Source organism: Flavobacterium sp. CHNK8 (genome assembly GCF_019774515.1).
GTDB lineage: Bacteria > Bacteroidota > Bacteroidia > Flavobacteriales > Flavobacteriaceae > Flavobacterium > Flavobacterium tiangeerense.
Map to the genome: position 1 here is coordinate 1,662,475 of NZ_CP081492.1, position 14,213 is coordinate 1,676,687.

The 14,213-nt window shown below is 31.7% G+C and carries 13 protein-coding genes; 1 reads left to right on the forward strand and 12 read right to left on the reverse strand.

Annotated elements, in window-relative coordinates; all coding sequences use genetic code 11:
• Positions 1-23 precede the first annotated feature (23 nt).
• Positions 24-869: a DUF2911 domain-containing protein gene (locus K5V07_RS07020; protein WP_221916922.1), complete on the forward strand. Its 846-nt coding sequence runs from the start codon at positions 24-26 to the stop codon at positions 867-869.
• Between the two features lie 301 nt (positions 870-1,170).
• On the opposite strand, the gene K5V07_RS07025 is transcribed toward K5V07_RS07020, so the two are convergent.
• From K5V07_RS07025 to K5V07_RS07080, 12 genes are all read right to left on the reverse strand, one after another.
• Complete coding sequence (locus K5V07_RS07025) at positions 1,171-2,898, reverse strand: sodium:solute symporter (protein ID WP_221916923.1); 1,728 nt, start codon at positions 2,896-2,898, stop codon at positions 1,171-1,173.
• Positions 2,899-3,018: 120 nt separating this feature from the next.
• Positions 3,019-5,550, reverse strand: coding sequence for a PIG-L family deacetylase (locus K5V07_RS07030; RefSeq protein ID WP_221916924.1), 2,532 nt, complete (start codon positions 5,548-5,550; stop codon positions 3,019-3,021).
• A gap of 155 nt (positions 5,551-5,705) precedes the next feature.
• Positions 5,706-6,239, reverse strand: a complete 534-nt coding sequence (locus K5V07_RS07035) for a hypothetical protein (protein WP_221916925.1) — start codon at positions 6,237-6,239, stop codon at positions 5,706-5,708.
• Between the two features lie 165 nt (positions 6,240-6,404).
• Complete coding sequence (locus K5V07_RS07040) at positions 6,405-6,905, reverse strand: hypothetical protein (protein WP_221916926.1); 501 nt, start codon at positions 6,903-6,905, stop codon at positions 6,405-6,407.
• 103 nt (positions 6,906-7,008) lie between these two features.
• A complete protein-coding gene (locus K5V07_RS07045) occupies positions 7,009-7,326 on the reverse strand; it encodes a hypothetical protein (protein WP_144891709.1) in 318 nt (105 codons plus the stop codon).
• Between the two features lie 143 nt (positions 7,327-7,469).
• The gene (locus tag K5V07_RS07050) at positions 7,470-9,290 is read right to left on the reverse strand and encodes a hypothetical protein (protein ID WP_221916927.1); all 1,821 of its coding nucleotides are present in this window, start codon (positions 9,288-9,290) and stop codon (positions 7,470-7,472) included.
• 96 nt (positions 9,291-9,386) lie between these two features.
• Positions 9,387-10,586 carry an AI-2E family transporter gene (locus K5V07_RS07055; RefSeq protein WP_221916928.1) on the reverse strand — a complete coding sequence of 400 codons (1,200 nt, stop codon included), beginning with the start codon at positions 10,584-10,586 and terminating at the stop codon, positions 9,387-9,389.
• A gap of 153 nt (positions 10,587-10,739) precedes the next feature.
• Complete coding sequence (locus tag K5V07_RS07060; protein WP_221918152.1) at positions 10,740-11,270, reverse strand: mechanosensitive ion channel domain-containing protein; 531 nt, start codon at positions 11,268-11,270, stop codon at positions 10,740-10,742.
• Between the two features lie 12 nt (positions 11,271-11,282).
• Positions 11,283-11,864 (reverse strand): Maf-like protein, encoded by a 582-nt coding sequence (locus K5V07_RS07065; RefSeq protein ID WP_221916929.1) that lies wholly within the window; start codon positions 11,862-11,864, stop codon positions 11,283-11,285.
• Complete coding sequence (locus K5V07_RS07070; RefSeq protein WP_221916930.1) at positions 11,857-12,777, reverse strand: geranylgeranylglycerol-phosphate geranylgeranyltransferase; 921 nt, start codon at positions 12,775-12,777, stop codon at positions 11,857-11,859. The genes K5V07_RS07065 and K5V07_RS07070 overlap by 8 nt, the downstream gene beginning before the upstream one ends.
• Before the next feature lie 70 nt (positions 12,778-12,847).
• Positions 12,848-13,375 (reverse strand): HAD family hydrolase, encoded by a 528-nt coding sequence (locus tag K5V07_RS07075; RefSeq protein ID WP_221916931.1) that lies wholly within the window; start codon positions 13,373-13,375, stop codon positions 12,848-12,850.
• Positions 13,359-14,129: a Rossmann-like and DUF2520 domain-containing protein gene (locus K5V07_RS07080; RefSeq protein ID WP_182650060.1), complete on the reverse strand. Its 771-nt coding sequence runs from the start codon at positions 14,127-14,129 to the stop codon at positions 13,359-13,361. The genes K5V07_RS07075 and K5V07_RS07080 overlap by 17 nt, the downstream gene beginning before the upstream one ends.
• Positions 14,130-14,213 lie beyond the last annotated feature (84 nt).

The following is a 14,213-nucleotide window of genomic DNA, read 5'->3' on the forward strand; positions in this document are numbered from 1 at the left end:
TGAAAATCATAAAATAACAAACCATGAAAAAAATGATTATTGCGCTAGCCCTTTTTGTGGCTGGTTTAAGTGCAGAAGCACAATTAAAAACACCTCAATCTAGTCCTAAAACTACCATAAACCAAGTTGTGGGATTAACTGATGTTGAAATTACTTATTCAAGACCAAGCGCTAAGGGTAGAGTAGTTTTTGGAAATTTAATTCCGTTTGGAAAAGTTTGGAGAACAGGAGCTAACGAAAACACAATAGTTTCTTTTAGTGACGATGTAGTTATTGATGGAAAAACCTTAAAAAAAGGAAAATATTCTTTGTACACGATTCCTAAAATTGAAAGTTGGGATGTAATTTTCTATAAAACTACTGATAACTGGGGAAATCCAGAAGAATGGAAAGAAGAAAATGTAGTCTTGAAAACATCGGTTAAGCCAGAAACTTTAAATAAAAGTGTTGAAACTTTTACAATAGGAGTGAGCGGTTTAGACAATAATTATGCTTTTCTAGAAATGTATTGGGAAAATTCATATGCAGCAGTAAAGTTTGAAGTTCCAACTCAACAAAAAACAACAGCTAATATAGAAAAAGTTTTAGCTGGTCCATCTGCTGGGGATTATTTCTCTGCAGCTCAGTTTTTGTTTCAATCTAATGGAGATGCTAACAAAGCATTGGCTCATGTTAACAAAGCATTAGACATGACAAAAGAAAAACCTTTTTGGTACAACAGATTGAAATCTTTGATTCAAGCAAAATTAGGCGATAAAAAAGGAGCTGTAGAAACTGCAAAAGCTTCTCTTGCTGCAGCAGAAATTGCAAAAAATCAAGATTATGTAAAAATGAATAAAGACAGTATTGCAGAGTGGAGTAAGAGCTAAAAAGCAAAATAAATATTTTAAATCCCGAATTACCATGGTAGTTCGGGATTTTTTTTTGATGAACTGGATTATAGGAATTACAGCATACAGTTTTCTTATAGATTTACAGGTATACAGTCTTTTGTAAGATTGTAATGTTCTAGTTTAAAATTAGACAAAATCCTTTGGTGAGGAGAAATCTAAATTTTTTAGCTCTCTCGTGTTCAACTAGTTTGTGAATCAAGACCAAATAAAAAATCTTATTCTGGTTTTAAAACTATAAAACAAGAATAAGATTTTTTATCAGGAATAAGTACAGTATTTAGTGCGCTACTTCTTTTTGTGACTTTTTAAAAATTGTAAACTGAAACAGCAATGAAATAATTATAGTTAGCATGGCGCCAATAAAATTTAGCCATAAATAGCCTAACTTTTCCTGACCGCTAGGATATACATAAATAGCGTAGTAATAAATGATAAAAATGGTGAGTTGACTTACCACAGCACTGTAAAAAATAGCTTTTGATTGTACTTTGTGGATATAAAAACCTACTAGAAAAATCCCTAAAACGGTCCCGTAAAATATAGATCCAATAATGTTTACTAATTGAATTAAATTTTCAAATAAAGTTCCAACACAGGCAAAAAGAATGGCAATCACACCCCATAAAAGTGTAAAAAACTTTGTTGCATACAAAAAATGTTTTTCTGATTTTTCAGCTTTTACATTTCTTTTGTAGATATCTATAGCAGTTGTAGATGCTAAGGCATTAAGTCCTGAGGCAGTTGATGACATGGCCGCCGATATAATTACAGCCAATAATAACCCAATAAGACCTTTTGGTAAATAATTAAGAATAAAATGAAAAAACACATAATCTTTATCATTGGTTTCGCTGTTACTATCTGCTTTTAGAATGATCTCTTTGGCTTTGTCTCTTAAATCTTTTTCTTTATTTGATAAAGCTACTAGTTCTTTTCTCAAGATAGGATTGTCATAATCTTGGTTAAGCTGATCAATATACAGTAAGTTTATGACTTTTTTATCTTCAGAAAGATCATTCAGTTTTTGTTCTAATGCGTTGTACTCTCCTTTATATGCTGATTTTTCAATCAATGTTTTATTGTTTGGATTGAAATTCAAAGGCACCGGATTAAACTGAAAAAAAACAAACACCATGACACCTGTAAGTAATATGAAAAACTGCATAGGAACTTTTAAAAGTCCGTTCATAATCAGTCCCATTTGACTTTCACGTACAGATTTCCCCGATAAATAGCGACCCACTTGGGATTGATCTGTTCCAAAATAGGCTAGTGCCAAGAAAAAACCGCCTGTTATACCACTCCAAAAAGTATATTTTTCTTCGGGATCAAAAGAGAAATTAACAATGTTCATTTTATCATTGGCACCTGCAATATGAAGAGCACTAGAAAACGTCATATCATTAGGTAAATAATACAGAATAAGAAAGAATGTGATAAACATTCCAGACATGATCACAAACATCTGTTGTTTTTGAGTCACATTAACCGCTTTTGTACCTCCGGAAAACGTGTAAATAATTACCAAGAAACCTATTACAATATTCATATAAGTAAGGTTCCATCCGAGTATAGCAGATAAAATTATTGCGGGTGCATAAATAGTTAATCCAGTTCCTAAACCTCTTTGAAATAGAAAAAGTATGGCAGCAAGAGAACGGGTTTTTAAATCAAATCTTTTTTCGAGATATTCGTAGGCTGTATACACTTTATACTTGTGGTACAAAGGAATAAAGGTTACACAAATTATAACCATGGCAATAGGCAAACCAAAATAAAACTGCACAAAACCCATTCCGTCATGATAAGCCTGTCCTGGAGTAGATAAAAACGTAATTGCACTTGCTTGAGTTGCCATTACAGAAAGTCCTACGACATACCACGGAGTTTCGTTATTACCAAGTATAAAATCTTCAACGTTTTTACTTCCTTTTGTTTTCCAAGCTCCGTAAACAACAATAAAAAGTAATGTAACAATTAGTATAATCCAGTCAAATAATTGCATAGTTTAAGAGTATAATTTCATAATAAGACAAAAAATGGCAATGTATATGGCATTTGCCACCAATACCCAAGTGTAATTTTTTTTCCAAGTTTTTTGTTTCAATGGTTCCATAGTTATAAATTAGAGCTTGTTGTTTTGAATTGATATGGTTTGTGAAGGCTTTAAAGAGATAATATTTGAGATCAATTTATAAGCACCCGTAACACCTTCTGGTAGTTCCCTAAAAAAACTAATGCCTGTGTATACATAATGTCCTTTGCCGTAAGGCGCAATTAATAAAGCGCCATTTTTAGGTGTTTCTCCTGTATCATTTGATGAAAAAATAGGGGTAAACGCCTTGTCAAATTCATTTGGGTAATATAATCCTTGCTCTTGTTTCCAGCCTTTAAAATCTTGTGCCGTTATTGAATTAGGATAATTCATAACGGGATGATTTGGAGCCAAAAAACGAACTTCAGCATCCTCTTCGGTGACACGATCACGAGATAATTTTATAGGATAAGGTGCTATGACATTGGTCACTAAGTCACCTGCAGTATTGTATTGAACAATCATTGTTTTTCCGTTTTTTACAAAATCAAAAAGGATTGCTTGTTTGTTAACCAATGCGTTGATAGTATTGTATGCTCTAACTCCTGTCATTACTACATCAAAGTTTTCTAGCTTTTCTGGTGTAATTTCATCTGCTTTGATTAATGTTACTTTATATCCTAACTGTGTCAAGCTGTTTGGGACTTCATCACCAGCACCCATAATGTAAGCAATTCTTTCTTCATTTGTTTTTAAGTCGGTTTTGATACATTTAGCCGATGCTGTTTGTAGTACTTGCTGTTTTGTTATATGATCGTAAGAAATGATAATTTGTTCTTTATCAAATCTTTTATTGTCAATAATTGCAACACTTTTAGCTATTGTTTCCTCGGCTTTTTTTGGAGCTGTAACATCAAAATAAAAAATTTGCTCCATTCCCTTTTTTTCAAATGAAAACGGAATGTTTTGAGGTGTTACTGTCCAGTTTTTTGGAAGTTCAAGCTGTAAATTTCCTTTAATATTATCTTTACCAGCTTTAATTTTAACACCTACTTGTTTAGTTTTTGTGTCTTTAAAAAGCAAAACCTTATCTGTAATTGCAGTAGTCACATCTGGAACAATATCAAGGTAATTGTAAACTTCACCTTTTACGTCATCATTATATTTGTAAACAATGGTACGCTCGTATGGAATTTCAATTCCGTTGATACGAATATTAAATTCTACTTTCGCTTCTCTTAAAATGTCTGGAACACCTCTTTTATTTTGGTCGTTTACAGTATACATTCCAGTTGTACCCGCATCTTGCAACCAATATGGTTGTGTATAATCTAGGTTTTCAGGAAGTTTAAAATCAAGATTTATTGTTTTGAGTAGATTGTATTTTAAATCTTGGTTTTGACTTGAAAGAATGTTATTTGGTATTGTTTTAACACTAATCAACTCCATGGGAATGGCACTTCTATTGATAGCTTCAAGTTTTAATTTTAGGGTACTACCAGGAGTTGTCTCTTGGTTTTGAGCCACAGCTTCTAAATACAATCCAGCACAAGCAGCAATGATTTCTTTTACTGCGGCTGCTTTTACAGGTGACCATTGATTAGGTTCTAAGGCTTGCATCATGGTGAAGGCTTTCGCCAAATTTGGAATACTTGCCGAAGGATTTTTTGAGTCAAATTCCTTTGCAATAGTTGAGAGTAAATCTCCAATTGGCTTTCCACCTTTGACACGATTCCAGGAAGTATCTATACCTTCAAAAAGAGATTTTTTATCTTTTAAAGCTTCTCCATTTATGAATTCCAAATATTCAGTCTCCTCACCGCGAACACCTGTACTACCAAAACCTTGTGATTGATGACGACTCCGACTCAAAGCAGCAATTTCTTGGTTTGATTTCCCTAGATTACTATAATATGTACCCGTTTGAAGGCTAATTAAGTTTGTTTTATCAGCAGCATTAAATTTTTCCATTGTACCGTAAAACCACCATGAAGTATTAAAAAATTGTCTTTTAGTTTGCCAAGGCTTTACAAATTGTAATTGCTCGGGAAAAACAGTTGAATCATTAGCCATCTTAAAACTTTCAACGCTTAACATTGCTGATGCGGTGTGATGCCCGTGTGTGGTTCCCGGAGATCTATGATCAAAGCGATTAACAATTACATCTGGTTGGAATTTTCTTATTGCCCAAATTACATCAGCTAATACTTTTTCTTTTTCCCAAATGGATAAAGTTTCCGTTGGATTTTTTGAGAATCCAAAATCATTTGCTCTCGAGAAAAATTGTTCACCACCATCTATTTTTCTAGCTTCTATAAGTTCTTGAGTTCTTATTACACCTAGTAATTCTCGTAACTGTGTACCAATTAAATTTTGCCCACCATCTCCTCTAGTTAACGAGAGATAAGCTGTGCGTGCTTTTTGATCATTGGCAAGAAAAGAAATAAGTCTCGTGTTCTCATCGTCAGGGTGTGCAGCTATGTATAATACTGAGCCTAGAAAATTGAGTTTTTCAATTTGATTGTAAATTTCAACTGAATTAAGTTTTTGAGGTTGTTGTGCATTTGTGATTTGCAAACAAATTAGCAATACAATACTGATTAAGTAGCTTTTTTTATACATTATCTAAATATATTATTCCTTTAACTCCAAATGTAGGGATTAAATATTTTTTACAAAATTTTTTAACGTTCGATACTGTTTATAAAATCTTTTCTACAAAAAAAGGGAGAAAAACATTTAGTGTTCTTCTCCCTTTTTTAAGTATATATGATTCCTTAATCTCTATCATGTCCACGTCCGTGATCTCTATCGTGTCTTTTATCTTTTTGTTTGTAGTTTTTGTGGTCATCATGACGATCATTGTCTCTGTGTCCTTTATAGTATTCTCGATTATCAGTTCTATTGTTTGCGTAAACTCTTCTATCTACATGATAAACTACATTTCTAGGTTCATTACCTCTGTACCCTCTATAGTATTTTACTTTATGGGTTTTAAAATGATTGTAAGGACTTGGACCATGGTAATCGTTAAGAACTACTTTACACCCTGTGTTTAGATTGTAATTTCTATATTGGTTAGGTAGAAACCTTGCACGAATCCATCTTCCACTGTCAAAATATATAAATCGTGTAGCTCTTACATCATAATAAGCTTCTACGTCTGGTAAGTAATAATACTCAGCATTTACATTTCCGGTGGGTCCCCAAGAAGGAGCACTACCAATATTTACATTTATAGATACTTGTGCTTGCATTGAACTTGTAACTAGTAAAATAATTCCAGCAGCTATTAATTTAATCGTTTTCATATTATTCTATTTTATTGATTTATTATAAAAATGTTTTTTTTATCTCTATCAACAATTTTCAAGAACTGTGCCAAATCAGATTAAGTAATATGTATTAAAGAAAGAGGGAAATATATCAAAAGATTTATTTTATAGTTAAATTATTGGTAATTAAATATTTAAAATTTAATTTTTACCTTTTCCATGACCATTATTTCCTTTGTCTTTTTTATTGTTTCCGTGATTTCCTTGTTCGCTTTTGTAATTTTTATTGGCTTTAAATGAACTTGAATTATTGACTTTGTAAACTCCAATATTTTTTTGAGGTTTACCTTTGTACCCTTTATAATATTTTGTTTTGTGTGTTTTAAAATTAGCGTAAGGAGTTTTACCACGATAATCATTCAACACTACCTTGTATCCATTATATAAGTTATAGCTTCGATATTGATTGGGTAGATTTCTAGATCTGATCCATCCACTATTACCTAAAAAAATAAATTGTGTTGCTCTAACGTCATAATAAGCTTCAATATCTGGTAAATAATAATAGTCTACTGCTGAATATCCTGATGGTCCCCAAGCTGGAGGTGTACCGATATTTACATTTACAGATACTTGTGCGTCTATGGAAAAGGAACACGTCATAAAAAGTATTCCAATTAGTATTGTTTGAATGGTTTTCATAATTTAAAATTTATTTAATTGTTTTAGTAATATAATGTAGGTATAATGGAAAAAAAAAGAGGAAACGCATTTACGTTTCCTCTTCAAATCATTAAAATTTGCTTTACAAAAGCAATATAAGTAAAAGAATAATTATAATAATAGCTCCTACAGATAAATAGACACCATTCCCCGTAGATTTTAATTCTGTTTTTATAGCTCGAACTTCTTTTCTTAGCTCTTTTTTTTCTGCTCGACTCATTTCTGATTTGTCCATTGCTTTTATTTCATCAAGACGATTCAATAAAACTTTAACTTCTGCAGGAACTTCTTTTGGAGTAGAAGAAATTGTAGTTGGATTTTTTTCAGCGGCAAATACTTGTGTTGGTAGCACACTTAATGACAACACCATCATCATTAAGTAGAAGGTAACTTTTTTCATTATTATTGGTTTTAGAAGTGATTATTAAGATAACAAATATAAAGTATTAAGACACAGTTGATTTACATAATTTGAAATATAAATTGTATAATTCACACTCGATTTTTGATGTTAATTTATTTTTTTTGTTTGTTGATTTTCAATTATTTATACTGTACAGTTCTTGGTTTTGCTAAATCAAAATCCTGCAATCTAAAATCAGTTGTTTCGACTGCATTTGTTTTAAAAATTGAACTCCCATTGCCAGGTATTGTTGGGTAATAGGATAACGAAATTTGGAAAGAACTAAAAACAAGGTAATCGTTATTGATAATGAATCCAATACTCAACTTGGAATAAGCTTTGCTTTCTAAAAAGCTTTTTGAGGTGTTGCCTAGCGCTGCAATTGAGTAGTTGATAAATGGATTCAAGCGAAATCCCCAAAGATTCCAAGGGGAGTATCCTTGAGTTTGTAGTGTTAAGATAGCCTTTTGAGTTCCATAGGCTGCCATAGTAAAACCACTAAGCCCGTAATTTTCATTTATTGATAATTGATCACCGTAGGCATTAGCTCTTTTAGAACCAATTATTACCTGAGGTTTTACAAATTGTCTGATTTTCCACTTACCAATTGTCATTAAGTTAGTAAAATAGTTGGCTTCAAAAGTAAATGCAGTTTGCATCGTATTTGAGTTTTCTAAAAATGTTCCAAATTCAAAATTGGTACTCAAAAAGCCCCATTTATAAAAGTTACCAAAAGACGTACGAGAACCCAGATACATACGTCTAGCATTATTTTTATATTGATATCCACCTGTTAATGCATAGATTCTACCAATAGGTATATCCTCAATTATACCATATTGAAATATGTATCGATCTCGAACGAAGGTACGTGACGAAATTCCTACTCCAATTAAGGCCAGTTTTTCATTAGAATAAAAATCTTCGGGATCATATACCGCTGTAGGACTTTCTGAATATTTTAAATTCATAAATCGGCTCGTTACAACAAGATTTGTAGTTCGGTCACCAACCGAGTTCCCTTTAAATAGCTTGAAAGCGCGCCCTAGCCATAAGTCATGTGTATTGTATTTAAAATTTTGAAATTCAAAAACAGCATTCAAGTCAGGAAGAGAATCTTTTCTAAACTGTTGATCTAGATAAATTCCGCCTGCCCATTTTGTCAAAGGGGAATAAAAAGGACGTTCAATATTTATACTTTTGCCATAATAACCGTCTAAATCTATTTGATACCGTACTTTAGTGTTTATGAAAGTATTTTTAATATTAGGAATACTATACGCCACATCATAAGCAGTTTTTGAATCACTAAATTGATTTTTGATCTTATTTTCAAATTGATGTCCTGACCCTAAAAAATTACGTTCATTAATTTCAAGATTCATTCGTGAGCTTGAAATTGATCCTTTTGGAATAATACTCCAGGAATCTAAAATACGAATAGAAATGTCAACGGAATCAGGGCTATTTACAATGCTTTGAGGCGCTACATCTACACGGTTTATATATCGTTGCGAGCGTATCAATCGTTCAGATTCTCTTACTAGTAAAGAATCAAAAGGTTTGTTTTTTTTAATTAAAAGTAAATTTAAAATGGCTAATCTATTGGTTTTTACATGGATTTTATTACCGGTTCGCTCAGCCCAATTTTTTGGTTTTTTTGAAGTGTCAACATCAGAGTATCCAAATGGATCTAAGGTTACGATGTTTATTTTTCGAATAATTTTGCCTTCGTAATCGGAGTATTGTTTCTGTACTTGTTTAGTGCTTCTGCTTTTTATAACAGAAGATCTAAAGATTAGTTTGTGCATTACCTGTGTAAACTTGGTCTTTTTAGAAAAGTTTTTAATGTTGGAATAGATGGCAGTACTATCCTTTGCAGTTGTTTTTTTTTGTGCAAAAGTCAACTGTGCTGCACAAAGAATAAGCAAGAATAGTAAAGTTTTTTTTGGGGTACGCATTTTATAAAAATCAAGGGTACAGTTGACAGACTGAAATAACTACCCCTCAATCAATGATGGGGTAGGCATAGGATATAGAAACTAAAACTTATTGATCTATTCTTTAGTTTTTGAGGAGTCAATTTCAGTTGTAGTTTCTGTAAACATTGGAAGTTGAACCTCTGTGATTATAACATTGGGTTTTGACTCTTCCTCTGAATCAAAAAGGGGTAATTTTATGTTACGCCACGTGTACGTTTTGGGTAAATGATCACCCATTAGGTAACCCCAAGGCTCTAGTGTGTCTATTCTATCGAAAATAACTTTCAAAACAGCCAATATAGGCAGTGCAAGAAACATTCCAGAAACCCCTGCTATGGCACCACCAATAATGATGGCAATAATAGATATAAATGCATTGATTTCAACTTTTGAACTTACAATTAACGGTACCAAAATATTGTTATCAATAAGCTGAACAACTACAGTAACTGCGATAACACCAACTATTATAGATAAATCAGGTGTGCCTGTTAAAGTGGCCACGATACTTAAAACACCCGCAAAAAGAATTCCTATGTAGGGGATTAAGTTTAAAATTCCGGTCATCACTCCTAATAATATGGCATATTTAACACCTATTAACATCAATCCAATTGTAGTCATTGTGGCTACTAATATCATTTCTATAATTAACCCCACGATATAACTGTTTATAGCAATACGTATATTGGTCAATATATCTTTTAGTTTATGATGGTGTTCTTTATCAACAAGTTTTGATAGAAACATCAAAAAGTGGGTTCGATATAATAATATTAAAAAAGTGTAAATAGGTATTAGAGTTAAATTTACAAGAGTATCTGTAAATGACATTAAGGTTGTGCCTAAAATCTCTTTCCCTTTTTCTAATGAATCTTCGGTTGCAGTATCAATATATTGTTTTTGTTCTCTAGAACTTACATGAAACGTATCTCTAATAAAACCTTGAATATTAGAAAGATGGATGTTTATGTTTTTCTCAATCTTATCAAAATCTTCAGCAAAATCACTTATTTGATAGGATAAAAAAACGAAAAGTCCAATGAAGAACAAGATGAATAAAATCACTACAATCATTACTGCTAAGACGTTGGGAAACCTAAGTTTTAATTTTAAAAATTGAGCAATTGGATATAATAAGATCGCAAACAAAAACGACATTATAATGGGAACAATTATATTTTGCCCTATGTAAAATATAAAAATCAGGGCAATTAAACCCAATGTGATAAAAGTAAGCTTTGCGTAAAAAGGAAATTTTAGTTCTTCGTTCATATAGAAATGGTTTGAGTTGTCTTACAAATATATAAGAACAATTTACAGTACAAAAATCAATAAAAAACCTCAACTAGTAATTACATCATTACTTCAAATGATTACAATATTATCACATAATAAATTCTTATTTCCCTTAACTATATGAAACTATTAATCTGTAAATTCTTTATCAGCATGTTTATTTTTAATAATCGAAATCCCTTTTTGCAGTAACAAATTGTTTGGAAAAATGATTTTTTCACCTTCATCGGTCAATAAAAAAACATGAAATGCACCTATATCTTCAATTTCTGCTTGAATTGGAAAATCTTTATCATGAATTTTTATCACATCACCAATTTTAAACGGAAATGAAAAAAACAAGATAATTCCAGAGGTAATATTGCTTAAAATAGACCATTGTGCAAACATGGCTACACCTACAACGGTAGTAAATGAAGATAAAGCAATAATAATATCTTTAGGTTGTACTCCCCAAACAATAATCAACGCAATTACTACTAATATATTGATGAACAAATGAAGGTATTTGATCACTAAATTAGTTCTGTGCTCTATTGTTAAATTAGATTTTGCATATTTCCTTACTATTTTAGTGGTTAAGTACCTTAATAAAAAAAGCAATAGACCTACAATTCCAGTTGCAATTATTTCTTTTGAATATTCTTTTATCAAGTGAATTAACATGAGTATTTATAGTTTAGAAAGGTACTCATACACTTTATCTGTAGGCATTCCCATCACGTTAGCATAAGATCCTTCAATTCTTGAAACTCCAATAAAACCAATCCATTCTTGAATTCCGTAAGAACCAGCTTTGTCATAAGGTTTGTAATTTTCTAAATAATACGCAATAGCTTCATCGCTCAGAGCAGTAAAGGTAACTTTGGTAACTTCATGAATGACCTCTATTTTTTCCGAAGTTTTAAAACAAACCGATGTAATTACTTCATGTGTCGCATTCGATAAGGATTTTAAAATTTCGAAAGCATTTGCTTTATCTTTTGGTTTACCCAAAGCTTTACCTTCATGCCAAACAATGGTATCACTAGTTACTAAAAGTTCATTTTTATCCAGTTCGTTTTCAAAAGCCGATGCTTTTAAAACGGCTAAGTAATCAGTTATTTCGTGTGCTTTTAATCCAGATGGATAAACTTCTTCTATTTCTTTGAGTCGTATTTCAAAATCGAGATCTAAATCTTTAAAAAATTGTTGGCGTCTTGGCGAACCTGATGCCAAAATTATTTTGTAATCTTTCAGTTTGTTTTTAAGCATTGTATTTGATATTTATTCGGATAATAGCTGATGATAGGATTCCAAAAAAGAGTATCCACTTGAGTATAACGCTCAAATATTTAAAATCTTTTGTTGCGTTTGCAGTATATATTTTTACAATAAAAAATAATAAAGGCCCTACTACAAATAACAACAAATAAATAGTTACAAAAAACAAGTTTAGTAAGTAACTGTTAATATAATATAAAATGGCTGCAAGAGGAATAAAGCTTAGGGCAAAAACAGTTTTTGCGGCTCTAGACTTTCCTATTGCAATAGGCAGCGTGTACATACCTTGATTAAAATCACCATCATTATCCTCAATATCTTTGACAATTTCTCTAATAAAATTAATCATAAAAGCAAAGACAGCGTAGTCAAGAAGTATTGAAAATAAGATACCCATTTGCTGTTTATTATTAGGTACGGTGGCAGGATACAAATCAAAAACGCCTATAATTACAACACTAAAAGACAATAAAAGTGCTACAACTACATTGCCTATAAGTAACATTTGCTTCAAACTTGTTGCATAAAGGTAGAGCGTAGCTGCGATCAGTACAAAAATTGAGGCAAAACCAGGTTTAGAAATTACATTTGAAAGATAAAAACCTATTCCAACACCCACAATTGTGAGTCCCACATATAAATTGTAAGCTTGAGATTCAGAAATGCTTTTTCCAATGGTCATTCTACTGGGTTTGTTGATGGCATCTGTACCTTGATCAAAAATATCATTTATCACATAGCCACCCGCTGCAATACATACAGAAGATAAAACAAGCAAAAGGTATTGCCAATCTTTGAGTGCCAATGTTACATTTTCGAATTGAAAATATCCAAATCTAAAAACCAGTTGCATCAAAGCAAGCATTAAAAGATTCTGGTATCGAATGAGTTTTAAATAGTGCATAATTTTACGTTTAAAATCATTTTAAAACTAAATTGATTTTATTTAGTATTGGGAGAAAAAATAGTATTAACTAATCATGATTACCTTCAAAATGGGTATTCCATTTTCCTTGAGTTTTCATAACTTGTTCTATTACATCACGTACAGCTCCTTTACCGCCATGTTTATGAGATATATAGCCTGAAATGGTTTTTATTTCAGGACTAGCATCTTGCGGGCAGGTAGCCAAACCTACTAATTTCATCACATGATAATCTGGTATATCATCACCCATGTATAATACGTTTTCAGGTTTTATTTGGTACAAATTGGTGTATTCATCAAAGGTTGCCACTTTATTAGGTGTGCCCAAATAAATATCGGTTATACCTAGATTTTGCAAACGAACTCGAACACCTTCGTTACTTCCGCCAGAAATAATACACACTTTATATCCGCTTTCTACAGCTGCTTTCATGGCATATCCATCGCGAATGTTCATTGTTCTTAACATTTCACCTTCATTGGTCACAAAAACAGATCCATCTGTAAGTACACCATCTACATCAAAAATAAATGTAGTGATATCATTCATTATTTCCTTATAACTTTTTGACATTTTCTTGAATAGATTGGGTTAGAATTTTATAAATGTTTAAATATTTTTTGTGTGCCAAAAAAGTTTCATGCGCTTCAATGGTTTTTTGGTCGTTCCTTTTTGCAGGCCCAGTTTGGGCTTCTTGTGGAGTTAAAATTTCAAGTTTTTGAACAGTTTCAAAAATTAACGGCTTCAAAATTTCAAAAGGAATTTGGTTGTCCTGACAAATTTCTTGGCTAATTTGGAACAAATGATTGGTAAAATTATTGGCAAATACGGCAGCAACATGCAATGCTCTTCTTTGTTCTGAATTGATTGCATACACTTTTTTAGAAATAGATTGTGCTATTTTAAGAAGTATATGATAATCTGGTGCGTTTTCACTTTCAAGACAAATAGGTATTTTAGAAAAGTCTACTTTTTTATTTTTTGTAAAAGTTTGTAAGGGATAAAAAACACCTTTTCTATTGTCTTCATGGATTGCGGTAAGTGGAATGCTGCCTGATGTATGTACTACTAATCGGTTTTTAAAGGGTAGCTTTGCCGAAACTTCTTCAATAGCATCATCGGCCACACATATAATGTATACATCAGCCTCGGCAAGGGAATTAAAATCATCTGTAATTTGATTCCAAGACAGTAGGTGAGACAGTGCTGATTTTTGTCTTGTGTATACTTGTATTAATTCAATTTCTTTGTTTTGTTCCTCAACTTGAAAAGCCTCAATTAAATGTTGAGCTACATTTCCAGAACCTATAATAACTACTTTATTCATCAGACAAAATTAGAAAAAAAAATATAAAAAAAATTCAATTGGAGATTACTGTAAAAATGTAACAGTTTGAAACCGAAAATAAAT